Annotated in this window: 18 protein-coding genes; 8 read left to right on the top strand and 10 right to left on the bottom strand. The window is 70.7% G+C overall.

Translation table 11 applies throughout. From position 1 onward, the window contains the following. On the bottom strand, positions 1-2,990 hold a 2,990-nt coding region (locus ETD86_RS22545; protein WP_138668139.1), incomplete at its 3' end, for an AfsR/SARP family transcriptional regulator. 59 nt (positions 2,991-3,049) lie between these two features. Between ETD86_RS22545 and ETD86_RS22540 the strand changes: the two genes are divergently transcribed. Then, positions 3,050-3,898 carry an NAD(P)-dependent oxidoreductase gene (locus ETD86_RS22540; RefSeq protein WP_138668138.1) on the top strand — a complete coding sequence of 283 codons (849 nt, stop codon included), beginning with the start codon at positions 3,050-3,052 and terminating at the stop codon, positions 3,896-3,898. Here the strand turns inward: ETD86_RS22540 and ETD86_RS22535 are convergent. From ETD86_RS22535 to ETD86_RS22525, 3 genes are all read right to left on the bottom strand, one after another. Next, a complete protein-coding gene (locus ETD86_RS22535; RefSeq protein WP_138668137.1) occupies positions 3,895-5,220 on the bottom strand; it encodes a maltokinase N-terminal cap-like domain-containing protein in 1,326 nt (441 codons plus the stop codon). The genes ETD86_RS22540 and ETD86_RS22535 overlap by 4 nt on opposite strands. A gap of 3 nt (positions 5,221-5,223) precedes the next feature. Continuing rightward, entirely contained in the window at positions 5,224-6,924 is a 1,701-nt protein-coding gene (gene treS / locus ETD86_RS22530; RefSeq protein WP_138668136.1) for a maltose alpha-D-glucosyltransferase, read from the bottom strand. A gap of 71 nt (positions 6,925-6,995) precedes the next feature. Continuing rightward, complete coding sequence (locus ETD86_RS22525; protein WP_138668135.1) at positions 6,996-9,083, bottom strand: alpha-1,4-glucan--maltose-1-phosphate maltosyltransferase; 2,088 nt, start codon at positions 9,081-9,083, stop codon at positions 6,996-6,998. A gap of 243 nt (positions 9,084-9,326) precedes the next feature. Between ETD86_RS22525 and glgP the strand changes: the two genes are divergently transcribed. Both glgP and ETD86_RS22515 read left to right on the top strand, forming a co-directional pair. After that, positions 9,327-11,909: an alpha-glucan family phosphorylase gene (glgP, locus tag ETD86_RS22520; protein WP_138668134.1), complete on the top strand. Its 2,583-nt coding sequence runs from the start codon at positions 9,327-9,329 to the stop codon at positions 11,907-11,909. A 65-nt stretch (positions 11,910-11,974) separates the two neighbouring features. Next, complete coding sequence (locus ETD86_RS22515) at positions 11,975-12,871, top strand: MurR/RpiR family transcriptional regulator (RefSeq protein ID WP_127936130.1); 897 nt, start codon at positions 11,975-11,977, stop codon at positions 12,869-12,871. On the opposite strand, the gene ETD86_RS22510 is transcribed toward ETD86_RS22515, so the two are convergent. The 3 genes from ETD86_RS22510 to ETD86_RS22500 form a co-directional block, all read right to left on the bottom strand. Further along, positions 12,834-14,750, bottom strand: a complete 1,917-nt coding sequence (locus ETD86_RS22510; protein ID WP_138668133.1) for an N-acetylmuramoyl-L-alanine amidase — start codon at positions 14,748-14,750, stop codon at positions 12,834-12,836. The two genes, ETD86_RS22515 and ETD86_RS22510, sit on opposite strands and share 38 nt — an antisense overlap. 152 nt (positions 14,751-14,902) lie before the next feature. Next, entirely contained in the window at positions 14,903-16,045 is a 1,143-nt protein-coding gene (locus ETD86_RS22505; protein ID WP_138668132.1) for a helix-turn-helix domain-containing protein, read from the bottom strand. Further along, positions 16,038-16,760 (bottom strand): hypothetical protein, encoded by a 723-nt coding sequence (locus ETD86_RS22500; protein ID WP_138668131.1) that lies wholly within the window; start codon positions 16,758-16,760, stop codon positions 16,038-16,040. Before ETD86_RS22500 ends, ETD86_RS22505 begins: the two co-directional genes overlap by 8 nt. A 163-nt stretch (positions 16,761-16,923) precedes the next feature. On the opposite strand from ETD86_RS22500, the gene ETD86_RS22495 reads away from it, so the two are divergent. The 3 genes from ETD86_RS22495 (at position 16,924) to ETD86_RS22485 (ending at position 19,239) form a co-directional block, all read left to right on the top strand. Next, the gene (locus ETD86_RS22495) at positions 16,924-17,724 is read left to right on the top strand and encodes a hydroxypyruvate isomerase family protein (RefSeq protein ID WP_211370233.1); all 801 of its coding nucleotides are present in this window, start codon (positions 16,924-16,926) and stop codon (positions 17,722-17,724) included. A 10-nt stretch (positions 17,725-17,734) separates the two neighbouring features. Then, on the top strand, positions 17,735-18,664 hold the full coding sequence (locus tag ETD86_RS22490; RefSeq protein WP_211370234.1) for a 2-hydroxy-3-oxopropionate reductase: 930 nt from the start codon (positions 17,735-17,737) through the stop codon (positions 18,662-18,664). 236 nt (positions 18,665-18,900) lie between these two features. Then, on the top strand, positions 18,901-19,239 hold the full coding sequence (locus tag ETD86_RS22485) for a PaaI family thioesterase (protein ID WP_211370232.1): 339 nt from the start codon (positions 18,901-18,903) through the stop codon (positions 19,237-19,239). Between the two features lie 182 nt (positions 19,240-19,421). On the opposite strand, the gene ETD86_RS22480 is transcribed toward ETD86_RS22485, so the two are convergent. Then, positions 19,422-19,829: a hypothetical protein gene (locus tag ETD86_RS22480; protein ID WP_138668128.1), complete on the bottom strand. Its 408-nt coding sequence runs from the start codon at positions 19,827-19,829 to the stop codon at positions 19,422-19,424. An 86-nt stretch (positions 19,830-19,915) separates the two neighbouring features. Here ETD86_RS22480 and ETD86_RS22475 point away from each other — a divergent pair, with 86 nt between their 5' ends. Next, positions 19,916-20,614, top strand: a complete 699-nt coding sequence (locus tag ETD86_RS22475) for a helix-turn-helix transcriptional regulator (protein WP_138668127.1) — start codon at positions 19,916-19,918, stop codon at positions 20,612-20,614. A 150-nt stretch (positions 20,615-20,764) separates the two neighbouring features. On the opposite strand, the gene ETD86_RS22470 is transcribed toward ETD86_RS22475, so the two are convergent. Continuing rightward, a complete protein-coding gene (locus ETD86_RS22470; protein WP_246148083.1) occupies positions 20,765-22,780 on the bottom strand; it encodes a CehA/McbA family metallohydrolase in 2,016 nt (671 codons plus the stop codon). 85 nt (positions 22,781-22,865) lie between these two features. On the opposite strand from ETD86_RS22470, the gene ETD86_RS22465 reads away from it, so the two are divergent. After that, positions 22,866-23,555 carry a CBS domain-containing protein gene (locus ETD86_RS22465; protein WP_138668126.1) on the top strand — a complete coding sequence of 230 codons (690 nt, stop codon included), beginning with the start codon at positions 22,866-22,868 and terminating at the stop codon, positions 23,553-23,555. Here ETD86_RS22465 and ETD86_RS22460 read toward each other — a convergent pair. Next, positions 23,552-23,836 carry a Fe-S cluster assembly protein HesB gene (locus ETD86_RS22460; protein WP_138668125.1) on the bottom strand — a complete coding sequence of 95 codons (285 nt, stop codon included), beginning with the start codon at positions 23,834-23,836 and terminating at the stop codon, positions 23,552-23,554. The two genes, ETD86_RS22465 and ETD86_RS22460, sit on opposite strands and share 4 nt — an antisense overlap. Between the last annotated feature and the right edge of the window lie 58 nt (positions 23,837-23,894).

The following is a 23,894-nucleotide window of genomic DNA, read 5'->3' as shown; positions in this document are numbered from 1 at the left end:
GGAATACGCGTGGTCTTAGGGTCTCGTGGGCTCGAAGATTTGTATAAGAGACAGTCGCCCCGCTCACCGGCCGGCAGCGGGGCGCCCACGGACGACCTGAGGGCCGCCGCCTGACCCAGCAGGACCCCCGCCTCCTCGTGCCGTCCGGCGAGTGCCCGTGCGCCTGCCAGGCCCTCCAACGCCAGCGCCGTGGCCCGCGGGTCGCCGATCTTGCGGGCCACGGCGAGGCCCTGCGACTGAAGCTCCAGCGCGGCCGCCGCATCGCCGCGCTGCTCGGCGGCGAACCCCAGCTCGGCCAGGATCAACGCGGCTCCGGCCGCGCCCGCCACGTCCCTGACCCAGTCCAGCCACTTACGCAGCCGCCGCTCGGCTTCCTCCAGCCGGCCCCGCCGCCTGGCCACCAGCGCGAGCCCCAGCTCGGCGAACTCCTCGGCGGGCCGGTTCGACTGCGCCGCCGCCAGCCGCCTGGCCCGCTCGTGGTAGTCGTCGGCACTCTCGTAGTCGCCGGTCAGCAGGGCGATCCTGCCCAGCCGCGACAGCGCGTCCGGCACCGAGCTCCACAGGCCCAGCTCCTCGGCCATCCGCAGGCCCTCCCTGCGCAGTGCGGCGGCCTGACCGTAGTCGCCGGTGATCTCGGCGAGCGTGCCGAGGTTCTCCGCGGCCCGCATCTCGCCCCACCGGTCGCCGACCTTCCTGAACAGCGCCAGCCCCTGCTCGCCGTCCCGCCGCAGCGCCTCCAGGTCGCCCCGCATGGCGGCGTGCCGGGCGAGCACGTTCAGCGCCGCGGCGGTGCCCCACGTGTCGCCCAGCTCCCTGAAGACCTCCAACGCCTGGCGCACCAGGCTCATGCTCGCCGACAGATCGTCGTACCCGTACAGCGCGAACCCGGTGAACCACTTCGCCCTGGCCCTGACAAGGGGATCCTCGATGGCCTCGAACAACGCGGTGTCCGGTGCGTCGGGCTGCCCCGCCAGCATCCGCATCCCGGCCAGCCACACCCGGGTCTCCGCCGCATCGCCTACGGCCAGGGCGCTCTCCAGCGCCCGCCGGCCCTCGCCGAGCCTGCCGCGCAGCACCCAGTACCAGGCCATCGCGTTCACCAGCCGCACCGCCTCGCCGGCCGCGCCGAGCCGGACCGCCGTCTCCAGCGCCACCCTCAGGTTGGCGCCCTCGGCGTCGAGCAGCGCGAGCGTGCGCTGCTGCTCATGCCCTCGCAGGTACGGCTCCGCCCGCTCGGCCAGGGCCGTGTAGTAGCGGACGTGCCGCAGCGCGATCAGGTCGGCCTCGGCCGCCTCCCGCAGGCGTTCCTGGCAGTAGGCCGCGACCGACTCCAGCAGCCGGAACCGGGTCCCGCCGGCCCGCACCACCAGCGACCGGTCCACCAGCCTGGCAAGCAGGTCCAGCACGTCCACGCCCGGTTCGGCGCACACCTCCTCGGCCGCCTCCAGCGTGCACCCGTCGGCGTGCACGGCCAGCCGCCGCAACACCACCCGCTCGTCCGGGGAGAGCAGCTCCCAGCTCCAGTCGATCATCGCCCGCAACGTCTGCTGCCTGGCCGGGGCGTCGCGCGCGCCCGAGGCGAGCACTCGGAACCGGTCGTCCAGGCGGTCGGCGAGCTGGCGCGGGGTCAGCGCCCGCATCCTGGTCGCGGCCAGCTCCAGGGCCAGGGGGAGCCCGTCCAGCCTGGCGCAGATCTCCGCCACGTCCGCGTCCGGCTCGATCCCCGCCCGCGCCGCGAACAACTCCACCGCCGCCTCCGGCGCCAGCGGCGGCACGCTCCACAACCTCTCGCCCTCGATGCGCAGCGACTCCTGGCTGGTGGCCATGATCCGCAGCTCGGGCGCGGCACGCAGCAGGCGGGCCGTCAGCGTGGCGACCTGCTCGACGACGTGCTCGCAGTTGTCGAGGACGAGCAGTGTCCCCTTGCCTTCCAGGGCGGCCGCCAGCCGATCGACCATGGGCCCCGGCACGTCGTCCCGCAACCCCAGAACGCCGCCGACCGCCTCCGCCACCTCGACGACCCCCGCGTGCGGCCGCACCGCCGCCAGCTCCACCAGCCACGCGGCCCCGCCGAGCCCCGCCCCTTGGGAGGCGGCCGCCAAAGCCAGGCGCGTCTTGCCGACGCCTCCCGGCCCCGTGAGCGTGACGAGCCGGTTGGCCAGGAGCAGCGCACGAACCTCTGCCACCGCCGCCTCCCGCCCCACCAGACCGCTCAGGCGCGCGGGCAGGTTGGTCCGCGGCCGCACAGCGGCCACGTCCAGCGCCGGGTCCTGGCGCAGGATCGCCTGACGCAGCGCCGCCAGCTCCGGCCCGGGATCGAGCCCCAGCTCGTCGGCCAGCCGGCGCCTTAGATCCTCGTACGCCGCCAGCGCCTCGCTCTGCCGCCCCGCAAGGTAGAGCGCCCGCACGTGCACGGCCCGTAGCCGCTCGCGCAGCGGGTGTGCGGCCACCAGCTCGCCCAGGTCGGCGGCGACGAGCGCGGGCTCGCCCAGCTCCAGTCGCGCCTCCGCCAGCTCCTCCACGGCCGCCAGCCGCCGCTCCTCCAGCCGCGCCACGGCGGCCTGCGCGAACGGCTCGTCGGCGAACTCCGCGTAGGCGCCCCCACGCCACAGCTCCAGCGCCTCCCGGAGCAACGCGGCCCGGCCCCGGGGGTCATCGGCGCGTCGTGCGTTCGCCAGCAGCGCCTCGAAACGGCCGGCGTCCACCGCGTCCGGCTCCACGCGCAGCACGTATCCAGGCGCCCGGTACGCCACCAGCTCGCGATCCCCGAGCACACCGCGCAGCTGCGACGCTTTCACCCGCAGCGCGGCGGGCGCGTTGCCGGGCGGGCGGTCGCCCCACAGGTCCTCGATCAGCCGGTCGGCGGAGACCGTGCGGCCGGCGTGGATCAGCAGGTCGGCGAGGAGCGCCCGGACCTTGGTCTCGACCACCCGGACCGGCTCCCCGTCCGCCGTCCACACCGTGAGCGGTCCCAGCACCCCGAACCGCATTCCACCCCCCGTAACGGATTCCGAATCAGACCATAACGTCGCGCTCTGACACTTTTCGCATGCCTGACAACATCACCGTTCTCGGCCTCGGCCTCATGGGTTCCGCGCTCGCCCGGGCCCTGCTGGCCGCCGGCCACCACGTCACCGTGTGGAACCGCACGCCGGCCAAGGCCGACCCGTTGATCGCCAAGGGCGCGGCCCGCGCCGCCACCCCGGCGGAGGCCGTCGAGGCGAGCCCGCTGGTGATCGTCTGCCTGCTCGACTACCCGTCCGTCTACGAGGCCCTCAAGGAGGTCTCCCTGGCAGGGAAGACCGTCGTGAACCTCACCACGGGCCGGCCGGCCGAGGCGCGGGAGGCCGCCTCATGGGCGCGCGGCGCCGACTATCTGGACGGCGGCATCATGGCCGTCCCCCAAATGATCGCGGGCCCCGGCGCCCTCATCCTCTACAGCGGCTCCAAGGACGCCTTCGACCGCCACGAGCAGGCCCTCGCCGTCATGGCCGAGCCCAGGTACGTGGGGGCGGACCCGGGCATGGCGCCGCTGCTCGACCTGGCCATGCTGACCGGCATGTACGGCCAGATAGCCGGTTTCCTGGAGGCCGCGGCCCTGGTGACGTCGGCGAAATACCCGTTGACCGAGTTCACCACGACGTTGCTGATCCCGTGGCTCAACGCGATGGCCGCCCTCGGGTCGGCCTGGGCCGAGAAGATCGAGACAGGCGACCACCGCACGGAGGTGTCCAACCTGGAGATCAACAAGGCGGGCTTGGAGAACCTCGTCCGCACCTTCCGCGAGCAGGGTGTCAAACCCGACCTTCTGCTGCCCATGAAGACCGTCATCGACCAACGGGTGGCCAAGGGCCTCGGCCATGAGGGACTGTCGGTCCTGATCGAGGAGCTCGCCTAACGCGGCCGGAAGGCGGCCAGCGGGATGGGCAGCCACGTGGGCCGGTTCCTGGCCTCGTAGACCACCTCGTACACCGCCTTCGCCAGCTCGAACGCCCGCAGCAGCGCCGCGTCACCGCGGTTGATCCGGCCGCCGCCGGCCACGTACCCGTCCAGGAAGGTGCCCCGGTTGCGGTCCGCCCACTCCTGGGCCCTGGGCTCCAGCTCGGCGGCCTCGGGATGGCCGGCCAGCAGGTGCCTGGCCGCGTAGTCGAACGAGCGCAGCATCCCCGCCACGTCGCGCAGCGGCGACGACAGCGCCCTGCGCTCGGCCAGCGGTTGACCGGGCTCGCCCTCGAAGTCCAGCACCACCCAGTCGGTCGGTGTCCGCATGACCTGGCCCAGGTGGTAGTCGCCGTGAACCCGCTGCACGAACACCTCGTTGGTGAGCTGCTCCACCTGGTGGTAGGCGTCCTCAAGGGCGCCCACATGCTGCCGCAGCTCGGGCACCTCGGCCACGGCCCGGCCCAGCCGGCGTCTGAAGGCCTCCGCCATGCGCTTGACCTCGTGCGACTCCACGACATCCGTGGGGAAGGAGGCGGCCAGCTCGCGGTGCACGCGGGCGGTGGCGATGCCCAGCCGCTCCGACTCGGCCGCGAAGTCGCCGCCCGCCTCGGCGGCCGAGACCTCGGGCATGGAGGCGTACAGGTCGCGCACGCTGGCCAGCGCCAGGTCCCAGCCGTCGTTCGCGTTGGACAGGAACTCCTGCATGAACGCCAGCGTGGTGTCCGTGCCGTCGAGATCGGTCTCGATCCACCCGTACGGCTGCGCGATGTGCGGCGCGTTCCTGGCCGCCAGGGTGGTGATGATCTCCAGCTCCGGGTTGATCCCGGGGATGAGGCGGCGGAAGAGCTTGCAGATGTAGGCGTCGCCGTACACGAGAGAGGTGTTGGACTGCTCGGCCCCGAGCACGAGGCTGCGGGGCGAGGTGTCGATCTCGACACCGGGAACGTGGCGCATGCGCAGACCGCTGCGGGTCTCGTCGTGGGCCATGCCCTCGAGCAGCCAGCCGGTGCGGTCGGGGTCGTGTGCGGCGTCGTACAGGTAGATGTCGTCGATCGTGGCGATCAGGGCGTGGTTCAGCCGGTCGGGCAGCTCCGTGCGCTCGCCCAGCAGCAACTGGTAGCGGTCGCGCGAGTCGTCCTGCCAGACGGCGACGATCAAGTGTCTGAGTCCGGGCGTCAGCTCGACGTCCGAGTCGATCGAGAGCTGGTCGATCGGGCGCCCCTTGCCGCCGAACCATCGCTGGCGACTGATCCATGCGGCAAGGAGCTCAGCAAGCACGTCCTACTCCTCCTGGGTTATGGCCGGCGGGAGTGTGAACCAGTAGAACCCATGCCCAGGTAGCGTCAAAAGATACGGAAGTTCGCCAATTGCCGGAAATGGCACGCCTCCCATGGTTTCCACGGGGGAGACGCCGACGAATCTCCTCAGGTCTAGCTCGACCGGTTGCGGGAAGCGTGACAGGTTGTTCACGCAGAGCATCCGGTCGTCACCCAGCTCCCTGACGAACGCGAGCACGCTCGGGTTGGAGGAATTGAGCTCGATGTACTCGCCGAGGCCGAACACCGGGTGCCGCTTGCGGATCTCGATCATGCGCCTGGTCCAGTGCAGCAGCGAGCCGGCGTTCTTCTGCTGGGCCTCGACGTTGATGGCCTGGTAGCCATAGATCGGGTCCATGATCACCGGTAGGTAGAGCCGTCCCGGATCGGTGTCGGAGAAGCCGGCGTTGCGGTCCGGGTCCCACTGCATGGGCGTGCGCACGCCGTCGCGGTCACCGAGCCAGATGTTGTCGCCCATGCCGATCTCGTCGCCGTAGTAGAGCACCGGGGAGCCGGGCAGTGACAGGAGCAGCGCGGTGAACAGCTCGATCTGGTTGCGGTCGTTCTCCAGCAGGGGCGCCAGGCGGCGGCGGATGCCGACGTTCGCCCGCATGCGGGGGTCCTTGGCGTACTCGGTGTACATGTAGTCGCGTTCCTCGTCCGTGACCATCTCGAGCGTCAACTCATCGTGGTTACGGAGGAAGATCCCCCACTGGCAGTGCTCAGGAATCTTCGGCGTTTGAGCCAAGATTTCGGAAATGGGGTAACGGGACTCCCGGCGTACCGCCATGAAGATGCGAGGCATCAGCGGGAAGTGGAAGGCCATGTGGCACTCGTCCCCGCCGCCTACCGGGTCGCCGAAGTACTCCACCACGTCCGACGGCCACTGGTTGGCCTCGGCGAGCAGCACGCGGTCCGGGAAGAGCCGGTCCACCTCGGTACGGATGCGCTTGAGGTATTCGTGCGTCCTCGGCAGGTTCTCGCAGTTGGTGCCCTCCTCCTCGAAGAGGTAGGGGACCGCGTCCAGCCGGAACCCGTCGATGCCCAGGTCCAGCCAGAACCGCAGCACCTCCAGCATGGCCTCCTGCACGTCCGGGTTCTCGTAGTTGAGGTCCGGCTGGTGGTGGAAGAAGCGGTGCCAGTAGTACTGGCCGCGCACCGGGTCGTAGGTCCAGTTGGACGTCTCGGTGTCGATGAAGATGATCCGGGCGTCCTGGTACCTCTCATCGGTGTCGGACCACACGTAGAAGTCGCCGAACGGCCCCTCCGGATCGTGCCGGGAAGCCTGGAACCACGGGTGCGCGTCGCTGGTGTGGTTCATGACCAGGTCGGCGATGACGCGCATGCCGCGTTTGTGCGCCTCCTCGACGAGCCGCACGAAGTCGCCCAGGTCCCCGAACTCGGGGAGGATCTTCATGAAGTCGGCGATGTCGTAGCCGCCGTCCCGCAGCGGTGACTCGAACAACGGCAGCAGCCAGAGGCAGTCGACGCCCAGCCACTGCAGGTAGTCGAGCTTGTTGATGAGGCCACGGATGTCGCCGGTGCCGTCGCCGTTGGAGTCGGCGAAGCCCCTGATGAGCACCTCGTAGAAGACGGCCCGCTTGTACCAGTACGGATCGCGAGGCTTTTCCTCGTCAAAGGTGTTGGGAATGGGTGTGGAGCTCATGAGCGCCCTCGCCGAGTGCTCATGAGGGAGGCGCTTTCACACACGTTGAGGACTCCCCGCTGAATTCTGTTCTACCGTGGCGCGGCTCGGACGGTGAGAATGTGGGCAGGCTGGATGTGGGGGTCGAGGCGTACATAGTTGTTCTGCCTCCAGCGGTACGACTCGCCTGATAGCTCGTCGTCGACGACGAACTCGGCGCTCCAGTCGAGGCCGAGCGCGGGCAGGTCAAGATCAACAGTTGCCTCGTGGGTGTGGTGCGGATCCAGGTTGACCACCGCCAGAACGACGTCGCCCAGCCCGTGCCTTCGTGTGGCCGTGTCATAGGCGCCCGGAAGCCGCTTCGAGAAGCAGACGATGTCCGGTTGGTCGACCCTGTGGAACCGTAGATTACGCAATTCCTGCAGTGCCGGATGCGCTCTTCGGAACAAATTCAGGTGCGTGATGAAGGGAGCCAGGCTCCGCCCTTCCCGCTCAGCGGTAATCCAATCGCGGGGCTTGTACTGATATTTCTCGCTATCTAGATATTCCTCACTGCCTGGGCGAACCGGGATGTTTTCGCCGAGTTCGTACCCGGAATAGACGCCCCAGGTCGGCGACGTGAGCGCCGCCAGCACCGCCCTGATCTTGAACGCCGGGATCCCGCCGTGCTGCAGGTATTCGTGCAGGATGTCCGGCGTGTTGACGAACAGGTTCGGCCGCAGGTAGGCGGAGGTCTCGTGGGCGAGCTCCCCGAGGTACGTCTCCACGTCGTACTTGGAGTTCTTCCAGGTGTAGTACGTGTACGACTGGTGAAAACCGATCTTGGCCAGCGTGCGCAACATCGCCGGCCGGGTGAACGCCTCCGACAGGAAGATCACATCCGGGTCCGTCGTGTGGATGTCGGCCAGCAGCCGCTCCCAGAACCCCACCGGCTTGGTGTGCGGATTGTCCACCCGGAAGATCCGCACCCCGTGGCTCATCCAGTGCCGCACCACTCGTCTGACCTCGGCGTAGATGCCCTCGGGGTCCTTGTCGAAGTTGATCGGATAGATGTCCTGGTATTTCTTCGGCGGGTTCTCCGCGTACGCGATCGTGCCGTCGGCCCTGATCGTGAACCACTCGGGGTGCTCCTTGACCCACGGGTGGTCGGGCGAGCACTGCAGCGCGAGGTCCAGTGCGACCTCCATGCCCAGCTCGCGCGTGTGCGCCACGAACTCGTCGAAGTCCTCGATCGTGCCGAGGTCCGGGTGGATCGCGTCGTGGCCGCCGTCCTCCGACCCGATCGCCCAGGGCGAGCCCGGCTCGTCGGGCTCCGGGCTCAGCGTGTTGTTCCGCCCTTTGCGGAATGTGGAGCCGATGGGGTGGACGGGCGGCAGGTAAACGACGTCGAACCCCATCTTGGCGACCGCAGGGAGCCTCTTTGCTGCTGTCTGGAAATTTCCGGACTTGGAGATGCCGTTGTCGCTGACGATCGCCCCCTCCGACCGGGGGAAGAACTCGTACCACGAGCCGTAGAGCGCCCGGCGCCGGTCCACCCTGATCTTGTGGGACTTGGACCGGGTCACGAGATCGCGGTAGGGGTGCGCCTCCAGCAGCGCGGCGGTCTCCGGCAACTGCGCGATCGACAACCGGGCCCTGGGATCCAGGTTCTCGTCCCGCAACGTGGCGGAGATCGAGAGCAGCGCCGCCCGGTGCCCGCAGGCGCTCTCGCCGTTGCCGTTCTGTGTCTTGTGGCCTTTCGTGCCGCTCTGTCCGTTCTTGGGGGATCCGTTGGGGCAGTCCTGCATGCGTACGGCCTTGGCGGCCCGCTCGAAGAGCCTGGCGCCTTCCTCGCACATGAGATCGACGTCCATGCCGCGCGGAATCTTGATCTCCGCGTCGTGCAGCCACGTGTGGATGGGGTCGCTCCACGCCTCCACGCGGAACAGCCAGTCGCCCTCCGCGGGCAGAGTCACGTCCACGCCCCAGCGATCGGTGCCGGGCGCGAGCTCGCGCATCGGTCTCAGGCGACCACGCTGCCCGTCGGGCGCGGTCAGCACCACGCCCGCGGCCACGGCGTCGTGGCCCTCTCTGAACACGGTCGCCGAGACCTTGAAGGTCTCGCCGGCGACCGCCTTGGCGGGCCACTGCCCGCAGTCGACGACGGGGGAGATGTCCGTGATGGGAATTCGTCCGATCATCGCATTTCAAGGGTTTGCGGCGGCGCACCCGGTGCCGCCGGAGGCTTTCCTCGGCAGGATCGATCCTTGCACGTAAATTGTGGACAGCAGCGGATAGACCTCCCGAGTGTGGTGCGGGAGAGCCCAACAATAGGGAAAGTTGCCCCAATGCTCCCTCTTCATGCTCGTTCCCGGAAGGGGTTTGAACGGCCTTCGTGGGGGTGAAGGACTGACTGGTCCCTCCTAGCCCGTAGGGTGCACATCGTGAGAGCAATCCGCCGGTTCACCGTCCGCACCGTCCTGCCTGCGGAGCTGGCCGCCCTCGGCGAGCTCGTGCACAACCTCCGCTGGTCATGGCACCCGGAGACACTGGATCTCTTCGCTGAGGTCGACGCGGATCTCTGGGAGCAGGTCGGGCACGATCCCGTGGCCCTCCTCGGGGCCGTCACGCCGGCCAGGCTGACCGAGCTGGCCGCCGACCGCCGCTTCCTGCGCCGTCTCGCCGACGCCGCAGATGACCTGCGTGAATACATGACCTCGCCGCGCTGGTACCAGACGCTGCCGGACGGCGCGCGGACCATCGCGTATTTCTCACCGGAGTACGGCATCGCGGCCGCGCTGCCCCAGTATTCCGGCGGTCTCGGCATCCTGGCCGGCGACCACCTCAAGGCCGCCAGTGACCTGGGCGTGCCGATCCTCGCGGTCGGCCTGCTCTACCGGCACGGCTACTTCACGCAGTCGCTCTCGCCCGAGGGCTGGCAGATGGAGCACTACCCGTCGCTCGACGCGGGCGGCCTGCCACTGAGCCTGCTCAAGGAGGCCGACGGCACCGCCGTCAAGATCCGCCTCTCCCTTCCCGACGAGCGCGTGCTGCACGCGCAGGTGTGGGTGGCGCAGGTGGGCCGGGTGCCGCTGCTGCTGCTCGACTCCGACGTGGCCGACAACGACAACGCCGCCCGCGACATCACCGACCGCCTCTACGGCGGCGGCACCGACCACCGGCTCATGCAGGAGCTGCTGCTGGGCGTCGGCGGTGTGCGCGCCATCAGGGCGTACTGCCGCATCACCGGGCATGCCGAGCCCGAGGTCTTCCACACCAACGAGGGCCACGCCGGCTTCCTCGGCCTGGAGCGCATCCGTGAGCTGACCGAGGCCCGCCTCTCCTTCGACGAGGCGCTGGAGGCCGTGCGGGCGGGGACGGTGTTCACCACGCACACGCCCGTGCCCGCGGGCATCGACCGGTTCCCCGTGGACATGATCGAGCGCCACTTCGGCGGCACGGCCGCCTGGCCGACCGTGCCCGTCGAGCGCATCCTGGCGCTGGGCGCCGAGGCCGACCCCGGCCGGTTCAACATGGCCGTCATGGGCATGCGGCTGGCCCAGCGGGTCAACGGCGTGTCCCGGCTGCACGGCCATGTCAGCCGGGAGATGTTCAAGAATCTCTGGCCGGGATTCGACGTGGACGAGGTCCCGATCGGGTCGATCACCAATGGTGTGCACGCGCCGACCTGGGTCGGCCGGGAGTTCATGGAGCTGGCCGGCCGCGAGCTGCCCTCGCTGATCGAGCGGGCCCGCGGCTGGGAGGGCATCCAGAAGATCTCCGACAGCGACATCTGGAAGATCAGGGGCACGCTGCGGCGCCGCCTGGTCGAGGGCGCCCGGGTACGCCTGCGCAAGGCCTGGCGCGAGCGCGGCGCCTCCGACGCCGAGCTGGGGTGGATCGACGACGCGCTCGACCCCGAGGTGCTGACGATCGGCTTCGCCCGGCGCGTTCCGTCGTACAAGCGGCTCACGCTCATGCTGCGCGACCCGCAACGGCTGGCCGAGCTCCTGCTCGACCCGGAGAAGCCGGTCCAGATCGTGATCGCCGGCAAGGCCCACCCGGCCGACGAGGGCGGCAAGAAGCTGATCCAGCAGATCGTCAAGTTCGCCGACCAGCCGCGCGTCAGGCACCGGATCGTGTTCCTGCCCGACTACGACATGACGCTGGGCCAGCTCATGGTCCAGGGCTGCGACGTGTGGCTGAACAACCCGCTGCGGCCCTTGGAGGCGTCCGGCACCTCCGGCATGAAGTCCGCGCTGAACGGCGGGCTCAACCTGTCGATCCGCGACGGCTGGTGGGACGAGTGGTACGACGGCACCAACGGCTGGGCCATCCCCACCGCCGACGGCGTGGGCGATGCGGAGCGGCGTGACGAGCTCGAAGCCGCCGCCCTGTACGACCAGATCGAGCACGAGGTGTCCGACCGGTTCTACGACCGCCCCACCGACGGGCTGCCGCGGCGCTGGATGGAGATGGTCAAGCACACGCTGGCCTCGCTCGGGCCCAAGGTGCTCGCCGGGCGCATGCTCAGGGACTACGTCGTGGACCTGTACACCCCGGCCGCGAAGGCCGCCAGGGAGCTGTCGGCGGATTCGTACGCGCCGGCGAAGGCGTTCGCCGCCTGGCGGGTCCGGGTCACCAGGGCGTGGCCCGGCATCCGGGTGGAGCACGCGGAGGCGCTGGGCGTGGGGGACACGCCTGAGGTCGGTGCCACCGTCGAGCTGCACGCCACGATCGCGCTCGGTGACCTGGAGCCCGGCGACGTGCTGGTCGAGGCGGCCTATGGCAAGGTCGGGCCGCACGACGAGCTGATGCATCCCTCGTACGCGAAGCTGACCGTGGGGTCGGTGGACGACGACGGGAAGGCGCACTACACGGGCACGGTGCCGCTCGACCGCACGGGTGCCTTCGGGTACACCGTCCGGGTCGTCCCGTACCACCCGCTCCTCGCGACCCCCGCTGAGTTGGGGCTGATCGCCGTGCCCGAGGAGCCGGTGGGCATGACGAACGGCACGTTGCGTTAATCACGCCCTGTCGCAGCATTTCGGGCCCGGCTCGGCCATTCGCCCCAGGGGGGATAATCGGGACCGTGGACGACAGCGGCAACGGCCTGCGGGCCGACACTCTGGTGGCCACGGTTCGCGGTGTGCTGCCGTCCTTGACGCCGGCCGCCCAGACCGTCGCCCGGCTCATCCTGGAAGACCCGGCCACGGTGGCCAGGAGCACCATCACGGAGCTCTCCGCCGCCTCGGGCACCAGCGAGGCCACGATCGTGCGGACGGCCCGGCTGCTCGGGTTCGCCGGCTATCCGCAGTTGCGCCTGGCCCTGGCGGCCGCCGCCGCGCAGCCGGACCGGCTGGTGCCCGGCGACCTGGCCCCGGACGACCCGCTGTCGGAGGTGATCCAGAAGGTCGCGCGGGCCGAGTCCGAGGCGATCAACGACACGGTGGCCCAGCTGACCTCGGAGCGGCTCGGCCTGGTCGTGGACGCCATCGTCGCGGCCCGGCGGATCGACGCGTACGGAGTCGGCGCCTCCGGGCTGGTGGCCGAGGACGTGGCGCAGAAGCTGCTGCGCATCGGCCTGTCCAGCCACGCCTTCCAGGACGCGCACCTGGCGCTGACCAGCGCCGTCCTGCTCAGAGAGGGCGACGTGGCCATCGGGATCAGCACGTCGGGGGAGACCCCCGACGTGATCGAGCCGCTGTCGCGGGCGAAGGAGGCGGGCGCGACCACGGTCGCGATCACCAACAACCCGCGCTCGTCCATCGCGGAGCTGGCCGAACACGTGCTGATCTCCGCCGGGCGCGAGACGGAGTTCCGCCCCGGCGCCCTGGCCAGCCGGATCAGCCAGCTCCTCGTCGTCGACTGCGTGTTCGTCGGCGTCGCCCAGCGCACGTACGACTCCTCTCAGGAGGCGCTCGCGAGCACCAGGCGCGCCGTCAAGGAGTTCACCCGGAGAAACTCACCTGCACGTCGTCAGCCTTGACGAACATCACGCGGTGGCCGAACTGGATCTGCAGGTACTTGGTCTTGCCGCGCACCACCTTGTGGTCCTCCAGGTTGAAGGTGACCGCCCGGTAGTACTCGGTGGCCGCCAGTCCCGCGAGCGTGTACTTCTCGCCCGCCGAGAACGTGTACTGCAGCGGGGTCACCGCCTGGTAGGGGATGCCCTCCGGGTACGCCTCCTGCTCCGGGTACGCCCTGCCGTACACCGGGACGGTCGCCTTGCCCGGCTTCGGGGTGACGACCAGGCCCATGGACGGGATGGCGGTCGGCGCGGCGGCCGGGTTGTGGAACCACGCCTTCTGGCCGAGGTACCAGATCGCCGTCCAGTCGCCCTGGCGGTCGGCCACCGCGAAGCGCTGGCCGGTGCTGGCGCGGGCACTGTGGTCGTACACGCTGTAGAGGGACTCGCCGGTGGGGTGCTTGCCGATGTCCTTGACCAGCGGCGCGTCGGCACGCGGCTCGGTCCGCAGCCAGACGGTGCCGGCGGGCAGCGGCGGGCAGGCCGCTGACGGGTTCTTGCGGTCGCAACCGTAGAAGTAGGGCTTGTTCGTGGCGAAGTCCGGCCTGATCATGATCGATCCGGCCTGCGGCCCGCCGAACTGGTGCAGCGGCGCCCCCATCAGCTGGAAGTAGTGCGCCCAGTCCCAGAAGGGCCCCGGGTCCTCGTGCATCTGCCGGACCGTCGTCGGCAGCGTGCCGGGCACGTTGTCGTGGCCCAGGATGTGGGCGCGGTCCAGCGGCACGCCGTGCCGGAGTGCCAGGTACCGGACCAGGCGGGCGGAGGAGCGGTACATCGCCTCGGTGTACCAGGTGCTGCCCTCGGCCAGGAAACCCTCGTGCTCGATGCCGATGGACTTGGCGTTGATGTACCAGTTGCCGGCCTGCCAGGCGACGTCCTTGCTCTTGATGTGCTGGGCGATGTGGCCGTCGGTGGAGCGGATGGAGTACTGCCAGCTCGCGCGGTAGTTCGGGTCCTGGTTGAGGCGGATGGACGGCAGGAAATATCCCTCCATGTCGTGAATGATGATGTAGTCGATCTTCTGGCTGAACGGCCGGTTCGCCAGGTCGTAGTGCCCGTATCCGTTGTTGGGCAACTGCTGGTAAGCCGCCGGAATCCACTCACAGGAGACCGAGGCGGGACACTCGACGCCGTCAGGGCGAGTCGGGCGCAGGCCGAGCTTCTCCAGCCACTTCTCGATCTTCTCGAGGCCGGGCACGGCAGCCAGCCGGACCCGCTCGCCGTCGTCGGTGGTCCGCTCGGCGCCGTCCTTGATCGTGCTGAAGACCTCGTCGGCGAAGAACTTGGCGGCGGCGGCCTCCTCGGCGCCCGAGTACCTGGCCACGGCGCCGTACCATTCGCCCGGGTCGTCGCTCAGCGGCGCGCCGAGCGCCTTCTGGTAGTCGGCCAGCAGCGCGGCGCCGCCTCGGATGTTGGCGGCGTCGTCCGTACGCAGCCGCTCGTGGCTCTCGCCGGTCAGCTCGGCCGCCCGCTCCATGGTGCGCAGTGCGGCGGGGATGTCGGCGGGCGCGGGCTGCGGCTCAGGTGGCGCGGGCAGCGGCCTGCTCTCGTCGCCACGAGCGTCCTCCTCGCCCTCGCTGTGATGGTTGGACGCGGTGTACGCGGCCGCGTCGGTCAAGTGCATGGGGCCGAATCCGGCGTCGCTGGACGGTTGCCCGGCGTGGGCATCCCAGCGGGACTCCAGGTAGGAGACGCCGAGCAGCACGCTCTCCGGCACCTGGAACTCCTCGGCGGCGGCGGCGAAGGCCTGCTGCCGGTCGGCGGGCTCCTGGGCACGGGCGGCGGTGGCGTTCGTTAAGGGCAAGACGGCGAGCATGGCGATCGCCAGTAGTCTGCGCATGAACCACTCCTCAGGGCTGGGGGCGCTGTGGCGCGATTCAGCGTCTCAACATTTTCCTTCGCTGGCGAGATCTTTGCGAAGACATTTTTCACTCCTTGACACCCTGCCATGCGAGGACTCGCCGCCGCCGGGGCAAGAGCGACCTCTGCTAGCTACAGGACGAGCCTCAGCGACGGGCGCTGGTCGGGCAGGCCGATGAGCTCACGTACGCGGGCGATGGGCCAGGCCAGCTCCTGGGCCAGGGTGGCGGCGGTCAGCCCGGTCTCCCGGGTGGCCAGGTCGAAGGCGTGGGCCAGCAGGACGGGCTGCTCGCCCGGGTAGCCGGAGACGGGCTCGTTGGTGAAGCCCGGCTGGTCCCGTAGCGCGGCCAGACGCTGGTAGGCGCGGCTCGCGGCCGAATCGGAGATCAGCCCGGTCTCTCTGCACCGGTAGAGCAGGGAGTCGACCGACACGCCCCACGTCCGCCGCAGCTCCGCGAGCTTGCGCAGGTCGGCGCGGAGCGGCAGCTGGGGCAGGATGCTCTCGCGCGGGGTCAGGAACTCGGCGGCGAACGCGTCGGCCTCGCGCTCCTGGTGGGTGTCCCCGGCGGCGGTGTCGCCGTGGAGGACGAGGTGGCCCAGCTCGTGTGCGGCGGTGAAGCGGTGGCGGTAGATGTCGTCGAACCTGTTGGGGGTCAGCACGACGATCGGCCTGGGCAGGCTGGAGGTGGAGAAGGCGTCGACGGTGACGGCGTCCGGGTCGTGGCGGGGGAAGGCGACGACGATGCCGTGCGCTTCCATGCGGCGTACGAGGTGGCTGATCGGGCCGGTGCCCAGCCCCCAGTGGGCACGCAGCGCACGGGCCGCGCCGGCCGGGTCGCGGGGCAGCGCCGAGTGCATCTCGCCGCCCGCGAACCCGGGCAGGTCCACGGCGGGCAGCTGGATGCGTTTCTCCAGCGCGTAGGTCAGCTCCCACACCTGCTCGACGAAGGCGACGGCCTTGGCCCGCTGGTAGGCGCGGGTGGAGCGCAGGCTGCGGAAATGCGCCATGGAGCCGTCGAGCTTGCCGTGGGGCCGCCCCGACAGGAAGAACGCCGTCGGCACCCCGAGCACCTCGGCCAGCAGCGGGATCAGATCGGGGCGCGGCCGGGTGACGCCTGCCTCGTACTGGCCGACCGCGGCCGGGGAGACACCGAGGTGCTCGGCGACCTCCTTCTTGGTCAGCGCGGCGAGGTGACGGGCTTGCGTGAGGCGGGTGGCGTCGAACGCGTCGGCGACGGCCTGCGGGGTCGGGGCCCCAGGTCGGAGACTATTCACCGCTCGCGGCTTCTGCCCTGATCGTGTGCGCCACCCGGGGGTTGAGCGCCGGCGTCGGCAGGGCGCCCTGGTCGAACGCGGCCCCGGGCAGCGCGGTCTGCTCAGCGCCGGCGTCCCTGGCCAGCGGGATCTCCTCGCAGTGGTGCCAGCGCAGGCTCCCGGTGCGGTCCAGCAGCTCGGCCTCGCCCCACCAGGCGTCCAGCAGCCCGGCGTGCGCGTTGCAGGCGTACGCGATCAGCACCAGGCTGGTGTCCCCGGGCAGGTCGCCGAGCGCCTCGGCCACCGGCACCGCGTGCGGCGCCACGTCGGCCAGCGCGAGCTGCCGCATCACCGGCTCGGGCCCGAACCGGTTGAAGAGCGCCTGGACCAGCGCCGACGGCCGGCCCTCGCCGATCCGCGCGCTCATCACGCTCACCGAACGGTCCTTGGCGTAGCGGAACGGGAACAGCAGCTTGCCGTCCAGCACCACCAGCTCGTGCGCCGACCCTGCGGGCTTGACGATCCGCACGTCGCCCATGTCCTCGAACGCCTCGGCCAGCGCCTCGAACTTGCGTGACATGAGCGTGAACCCGAACGGATGCGTGTGGTCGGTCTGCGCCGCCGTCTGCGCGTCGCGGGCGTTGTCCAGCGCGACCGACAACGCCTCGGCGATCCCCTGTCTGATCACCGGCGCACGCTGCCCGAACGTCTCCTGGGCCCACCGCGACACCAGCATGCGCACCTCCGGAACACTTTGCCCAGCAGCAGCCGCACACCGGAGCCGCTTCAATTTCCAACATCATAGTCCCGACCGTGCTTCACGGAGCCGCTTCTCCTGAGGGCGTGTCGTGTCGGCCTCGCTAAGATGCTGGCCTGACGTCAAGACGATCTGTAGGGGTTTGCGCGTGACCAGGTGGACCGTCAACTGCTCGATCCTCTACACGGACCTGCCCCTGCTCGAGCGCCCGGCCGAGGCGGCGGCCGACGGGTTCGGGGCGGTGGAGTTCTGGTGGCCGTGGCCGGTCGCGGTGCCCGCCGACCGGGACGTGGACGCGTTCGTGCGCGCCGTCGAGGACGCTGGAGTAAGGCTGACCGGGCTCAACTTCTTCGCCGGTGACATGCCGGGCGGTGACCGCGGCGTGGTGTCGTGGCCGGGGCGCTCGGGTGAGCTGCTCGACAACATCCCCGTGGTGGCCGCCATCGGGGAGCGGCTGGGGTGCCGGGCGTTCAACGCCCTGTACGGCAACCGCGTCGATGGCTTCGCGGCGAAGGAGCAGGACGAGCTGGCCGTGGAGATGCTGGCGGCCTGTGCGCGGGGCGTCGACGGCACCGTGCTGCTCGAGCCGGTCAGCGGGGCGCCGCACTACCCGCTGCGGTCCGCCGCCGACGCCGTGGCCGTGCTCGACCGGCTCGGTGACCTGCCGGACGTGGCGTTGCTGGCCGATCTCTACCACCTGGCGGTCAATGGCGACGACGTGCCTGCCGCCATCGAGCGGCACGCCGGGCGCATCGCTCATGTGCAGATCGCCGACGCCCCGGGCAGGGGCGCGCCGGGGACGGGCACGCTCCCGATCCTGGAATGGATCGACCAACTGCACGCAGCCGGATACGACGGATATGTCGGACTCGAATATCGCTCAGAAGGCCCCGGCGCCTTCGACTGGCTACCACGCGAGCAACGCGCCGCAGGAGATGAGTGAGCCGCATGCAATGCGGCGGGAGGATGAACGTGAGCCCCACCCAACGCCCGGGAGGACGACCGTGAGCAGCATCGCCTTCATCGGCCTCGGCATCATGGGCAGCCCCATGGCCGTGCACCTGGTCAGGGCCGGGCACAGTGTGGCCGGTTACAACCGCTCGCCGGCGAAGGCCAAAGCGCTGGCCGAGGCCGGGGGCCGGGTGGCCGCCTCGATCGCCGACGCCGTGACCGGCGCCGAGGTCGTCGCGCTCATGGTCCCCGACTCTCCTGACGTACGGGACGTGCTGACCGGCGACGACGGCGTGTTCGCGCACGCCGCCCCCGGCACGCTGATCATCGACTTCTCCTCGATCCGCCCCGACGTCACCCGCGAACTGGCCGAGGAGGCGGGCCGCCGCGGCCTGCGCTACCTGGACGCGCCGGTCTCGGGTGGGGAGGCCGGAGCCAGGAACGCCGCCCTGTCCATCATGGTGGGGGGCGATGGCGACGCCTTCGAGGCCGCCGAGCCGATCTTCGACGCGGTCGGCAAGACCGTGGTCCATGTGGGACCGAGCGGCGCCGGCCAGACGGTCAAGGCAGCCAATCAACTCATCGTGGCCGCCAACATCGAGGCGCTGGCCGAGGCCGTGGTGTTCCTGCGGGCGTACGGCGTGGACCTGGAGGCGGCGCTGGAGGTGCTCGGCGGCGGCCTGGCCGGCTCGGCGGTGCTGGCGCAGAAACAGGCGAACATGCTGAACCACTCCTTCGAGCCCGGCTTCCGCATCGCCCTGCACCACAAGGACATGGGCATCGTGACCTCCGCGGCCCGCGAGGCCGGCGTCGTCCTGCCCTTGGGGGCGCTGGTGGCCCAGCTCGTGGCGGCGGCGAACGCCAACGGCGACGGCGGCCTCGATCATTCGGCCCTGCTCCGCGGCGTCGAACGCCTCTCCGGCACCTCCTGACGAATCGTGCGACGCGCTCTCGTGATGAGCGGTGTCCGTGATCTGGTCGAGGGGGCGTCGAGCAGCCGGGTCTGCCGCGACCGTTCCCGCGCTCTCGTGGCCGGGAAACTGTCGGTGGCGTCGGGTTCAATCGCCCGCATGGAGACGAGGCCGCGCCAAGGGGTGTTCTGGGACATGATCGCGGCCGGGCGGCGCCGTCTGCCGCGGCGGAGACGCTGGGCTGGGAGCTCCTGCACGTGGACCCGGACCAGGGGACCATCGAGGTGGCCTTCGAGGCGAGCGACCGGTTCACCAACCCGGTGGGCGTGATCCAAGGCGGCTTCCTGGCCGCGATGCTCGACGACACCCTCGGCCCGGCGCTGGTCGCGACGTTGCCCGCGGGCCAGTTCGCGCCGACCCTCGACCTCCACGTCCAGTTCCTGCGCCCGGCCCGTCCTGGCCGGCTCGTGGGCCGGGGCCGAGTGGTGCGGCGCGGCAGGCAGGTGTGTTTCATGTCCGGCGAGCTCTTGGGCCCGGACGGCGAGCCCGTGGCCGTGGCCACCGCCACCGCCCACATCCAGTCCATCGGCCCGTGACGTCGCCCGCGCCCGGGCGACGCCATCGCGGCGTATATCTCGACCGGCCGGTTCCGCTGGGGTCTGGAGCGGGTGCCGGCCGGATCGGCGGAGGAGTAGTGCGCCAGGACGGCTGGACCTGAGGCCGTCCTGGCGCCACCGGCACGGACTCCCCCCGCGCGAGCCACGCGGCCGTGCCAGGACTAGCCGCTCCCGTCCTTGGCGTACGCCTGCGCGAGCCTGGCCAGCGCCAGCGCCCCGATCATGAGGCCGAAGTCGCGCAGTGCGATGTCGTAGAACCCGGAGTACGTCAGCAGGTTGACGATGATCCCGGCGAGCCAGAGGGCGACGACGTACGCCCCGATCCTGGGCGCGAACGCGACCAGCAGGCCGGCCAGGATCTCGATCACGCCGACGATCCTCATGGCCATCGCGGCGTCGCCGGGGACGAGGTTGTCGATCCACGGCGCGAGGTACGCCGTCCAGTCGGTCAGGATGTTGGTGAACTTGTCGAGCCCGAACAGGATCGGCGCGATCGTGAATCCAGTACGCAGCAGTGCGAACGCCTGATAAGAGGGATTCTTCAGGCGAGTCGAGAGATCAGTGCTCATGGTGGGCTCCTAACGGATGCTATTTTGTACGTTAGAGAGTCAACCCTTGTAACGTCAATGGCTTTCTCCGTTAGAAAGGCCGGCCGGTGCGCGGAGTCGACCAGAACATCACGGGCATAGGCGCCCTCGCCGACCCCGTGCGCCAGGAGCTGTACCTGTTCGTGTGCGCGCAGCCCGCACCCGTGAGCCGCGACCAGGCCGCTGAGGCGATCGGGATCGCCCGCCACAAGGCCAAGTTCCACCTCGACAAGCTCGAGTCAGAAGGCCTGCTCGAGGCCGTCTACGCCCGGCTCACCGGCAGGACCGGGCCGGGCGCGGGACGTAGCTCGAAGTTGTACCGCCGTGCGGCCCGCGAGTTCGCCGTCTCGTTGCCCAGCCGCGACTACCTGCTCGCCGGGCGGCTCATGGCCGACGCGATCGCCGAGTCGGCCAGGACCGGCGCGCCCGTCCTCGAGGTGCTCCGGCGGGTGGCGGCCGAGCACGGCGCCGCGATGGGCGGAGGGATGCTGGCCGCAGAGGGCCGGCCGGCCACCCCGCAGGCGGCGCTGGAGCTCGCGGTGGGGGCGCTGAGCGAGCACGGTTACGAGCCGCGGCGCGAGGGCGCCCGCGTCATCATGGCCAACTGCCCCTTCCACGCCCTCGCAGAGGCGCAGCGGGAGCTGGTCTGCCACATGAACCACGCCCTGATCACGGGCCTGGTGGAGAGCGTCGCGCCGCCCAAGGTAGAGGCCAGGCTCGAACCCGGCGACAACCGCTGCTGCGTGAGTCTGGCCCTGGGAGGCTAGGCGACCGGTCCCCGGAGCCGGGCCCTGAGAGGCGCCCGGCCCTGAGAGGCGCCCGGCCCTGAGAGGCGCCCGGCCCTGAGAGGCGCCCGGCCCTGAGAGGCGCCCGGCCCTGAGAGGCGCCCGGCCCTGAAAGGCGCCCGGCCCTGGGAGCTAGGGGAGCCGCCCCTGGTAGACGGCTCTCGCGCGCTCGTACAGCTCCACGTGGTCCCCGAGTTGCTCGTCGGTCTCGAACGTGCCGAACTCGCGCACCACCGCCTCCAGCCGGTCCAGCCACGCCAGGCACCACCGCACGTCCGCCTCCCTGGCCACGTGCTCACCCGCCACGTCCAGGTACACCGGGCTGCTGTGCGCGTACGCGCCGCGCCGGTGGAAGGCACGCGGGTGCGGCCCGCCCGTGGCCACGGCCACCACGTACGTCGGCTCGCTCACCTCCATCGAGGTGACGAGGTGCCCGGGCCGTCCCTGCGCCAGCAGGCCGTGCGCGGTGTGGATCTCCAGGTGCTCGACCTCGGGCCCGATCGAGGCCGCCACGATCTCCACCCGCTGCCCGGGCGCCAGCTGCAGCGTGTCGCCGGGCCCGTGCCCGTTCACGGTGAGCTCCAGCCACGGCCCGGTCGTGGCGAACGTGCGGCCGAGCAGGATCGCCTCGGCGAAGGACTCGGCGGTGAGCGGCCCGGCGACGTTGGCGTACACCCGCTCCCACCCCGGAGGGCCGGAGGCGGTGCCGCGGCGGCAGAAGGAGAGCACGGCGTCGGTGCCCGCGGTGACCGTGAGCCGGTTGCCCGCGCCGATGAGGCGGCGGTAGACGGCGGCCGTGGCGGCGATCGAGGAGTGGTTGAGCACGTCCAGGGTGTCGATCAGGCCCAGGGCGGCGTCGGCGACGATCTCTCTGGCCGAGCAGTTGCGCCCGCGCGAGAGCACCACATCGGGCGGATCGTCGTCGTCGAACGGCGTGTGGAACGGGTGCCCGTACCCGGTGACCGCGCCGAGCGCGCGCAGCTCCTCGAGCGCGGTCGCGTTCGGCGGCCAGTCCACCGTGTCGAGGAAGCCGGTGTGGTACCGCTTGGGCAGGCCGCGCAGGCCGAACGCGCTGAAGTGCCCGACCAGGTCGTTCCGGTACTCCACCCCGAGCCTGGCCAGATGCCTGTCGTCCGACCACGGCAGGTCCTCGCCCACCCAGTGCTCCAGTGCCTCCACGTCGTAGACCCGCTCGCTCGCGACGTTGCCCGCCACCAGGTTGAGCACGTGTAGGTCCTCGCCGTGCTGCGCGGCCGCGGCCAGCGCGGGCGCGGCGGGCTCCTCGCCCATCCAGTTGAGGTGGACGTGCAGGTCGCCGCCGTACCAGCCGCGGGCTGCGGCGTCGTACAGCCGTTCGGGCGCCAGCTCGACGAGCGTCTCCCTGCCCGCGCCGGGGGTCACCTCGGCTTCGGCGGAGGTGTACTCCATGCCCCTGGTCACCGTCACCGTGATCGGCTCGGCGGGCACGGTGACCACGAGGTCGTCGCCATGGAAGTACGGCCTGCCGTGGGCGTCCAGCTTGGGCGGGGCGCCCTCCGGATACCAGCCCTGCCCGTTCGCGGTCGTCACGCTCCACCGGCACGGGAACCCGGCCCGCACCCGGATCGTGGCCGTGGCCGCCCGCCTGACCAGCGGCGACAGGTCCACCGGCCGGCCGCCGACGGTGACCTCCCGTTCCAGCTCGACGACCTTGGCGCCGCGCGGCGGCACCACGTACGCCGTGCCGTCCACGACGACCTCGACCTGCTCGCCGGCGCTGGAGTCCAGCAGCAACGCCGTGCGGAAGGGGCGGTCGTCCAGCACCACCCGTGTGTCCGCCTCCAGCGTGGCCCCCGAGGCGGTGAGGCGCAGCGCGGGCAGGTTGTCCGGCACGTCGCCGCCGAGCGCGTCGCGGAGCAGCCGGGCCAGGTCCACCTCTTCCATGTGGTCCTCGAGCTCGTCGGGGGGAACATCGGGGTAACGCTCGGCCAGCTGGCTCAGGGCCGTGCCCCAGTAATCGTAGCGAGAGTCGAGGAAGACCGTGGCCCACGCCTGGTCGACGTACGACAGGGGCGGCTCACCCCAGCAGGGCCCGTGGGCGTCACGCAGGGCACGGCAGTCGGCCAGCGCGCGGGCGACGGAGTCAGGTAGCAGCGGATCGTTACACATCGGGCACCCCCTGAAGAGATCGCGCCGTCATCGTGACACGGAGGAGGGGCCCATGCGAGCGATATCTGGGGGTACGTGAAACCGCATGACGCACATCATCGATCGCGGAGCCGTACAGGACCTCGTCGCCGCCCGGCAGGCCCAGCTGGTCGAGGTGCTGCCGGAGGAGGAGTACGCGTGGGCGCACCTGCCCAGGGCCGTGAACCTGCCGATCGGCGCCCTCGACGACGCCTCCTCGACGCTGGACCGGGCGCGGCCGGTCGTCGTCTACTGCCATGACGCGCTGTGCGATCTGAGCCCGCGCGCCGCCCACCGGCTCGAACGGCTGGGATTCGGCGAGGTGCACGACTACGGAGCCGGAAAGATGGACTGGCTGGCGGCCGGCCTGCCGTACGAGGGGGAGGCCCATCTGGTGTCGCAGAACGTGCGCCGCGACCCCGTCACCGCCGGCCTCGACGACCCGCTGGAGGAGCTCAGCGAGCGTATCCTCGGCGACCCCGCGGGGCTCGCGGTGGTGATCGACGAGGACGACGTGGTCCAGGGCGTCGTCGGGTCGAGCGAGCTCAAGGGCGCCGACATGAGCGGCACCGCCGAGCAGGCCATGCGCGCCGGGGTGACCACGGTGCGCCCGAGCGAGCAGCTCGAGTCGCTGATTCAGCGGATGGACCGGGCGAAGGTGGATCATGTCGTGGTCACACAGGCGGACGGCACGCTGGTGGGCCTGTTCGGGCTCGGTGACGTCCGCCCGCAGGCGACGGAGTCCGACCTCGGCTAGGCCCGCCGGTCCAGCCGGAACGTCGGCTGCCCGGGGGTGCCCGGCTGGGCGTCGAGCGACTTGTCGTCCAGTATCGCCACGGTGTCCTCGGCCACGAAGACCCGTACGTCCTCCGCCTCGATGACCTGGTCGCCGGCCTGCGGCTGGCTGGCCAGGGCGAGTTCGAGCGCACCAGCCTCGTCGGCCTTCGCGGAGATGCGCAGGCCGGCATCGGCGGGCACGTCAACACCGGCCATCACGTCGCGGATCGCGACGACGGCGTTGTGAGTCAAAGTCAGCACGGGAAGCTCCTTCACCATCGAGAACCTCCGCCTCCCCGGCAGCGATATGCCCAAACGC

The organism is Nonomuraea turkmeniaca (genome assembly GCF_005889735.1).
GTDB lineage: Bacteria > Actinomycetota > Actinomycetes > Streptosporangiales > Streptosporangiaceae > Nonomuraea > Nonomuraea turkmeniaca.
Note: the sequence above shows the minus strand (reverse complement) of the source record. Positions and strands in the feature narration are given on the sequence as shown.